We start from the raw sequence: 822 nt of genomic DNA on the forward strand, positions 1-822 counted from the left end.
GGTGGAGCAGGTGGCCGCCGACTTCGGAGTGCACGCGATGACGCTGTGGAAATGGATGCGTCGCGCGGACATCGACGACGGGGTGAAACCCGGAACGACCAGCCAGGAGAGCGCGGAACTCCGGGAAGCGCGTCGGCGGATCAAGCTGCTGGAGCAGGAGAACGAGGTCCTGCGCCGGGCTGCGGCCTACCTGTCGCAGGCACATCTGCCGGGAAAAGGATCTACCCGCTCGTGAAAGAGCTGGCCACGGGCGGAATTCCCGTCACGGTCACGTGCAGGGTCCTCAAGCTTGCCCGCCAGCCCTACTACCGGTGGCTCGAACGGCCGGTGACCGATGCCGAGTTCGAGCAGGCCACTCGCGCGAACGCGTTGTTCGACGCTCACCGCGAGGATCCGGAGTTCGGCTGCCGATTCCTGGCCGACGAAGCCCGCAGCGTGGGATCCGGCATGGCCGACCGGACCGCGTGGCGGATCTGCCGGGACAACAACTGGTGGAGCGTGTTCGGCAGGAAACGCGGCAGGACCAAGAAGGCCGGCCCGCCGGTGCACGACGACCTCGTCCGCCGGGACTTCACCGCGGCCGGCCCGAACCGGCTGTGGCTTACCGACATCACCGAACACACCACCAGCGAAGGCAAGCTGTATCTCTGCGCGATCAAGGACGTCTTCAGCAAAAGGATCGTCGGCTACTCGATCGACACGAGGATGAAGTCCCGCCTGGCCGTCACAGCGCTGAACAACGCTGTTGCCCGGCGTGGTCACGTCGCCGGGTGCATTCTGCACAGCGATCGCGGATCGCAGTTTCGGTCTCGGAAGTTCGTC

General features: G+C 65.9%; 2 protein-coding genes. Both read left to right on the forward strand.

Annotated elements, in window-relative coordinates; translation table 11 throughout:
• The coding region (locus CTZ28_RS47635) for a transposase (protein WP_398658143.1) at positions 1–235 on the forward strand (235 nt) is incomplete at its 5' end.
• The coding region (locus tag CTZ28_RS46360; RefSeq protein WP_183154926.1) for a DDE-type integrase/transposase/recombinase at positions 232–822 on the forward strand (591 nt) is incomplete at its 3' end. The genes CTZ28_RS47635 and CTZ28_RS46360, both read left to right, overlap by 4 nt.

Source organism: Streptomyces shenzhenensis (assembly GCF_003688995.1).
Lineage (GTDB): Bacteria > Actinomycetota > Actinomycetes > Streptomycetales > Streptomycetaceae > Streptomyces > Streptomyces shenzhenensis_A.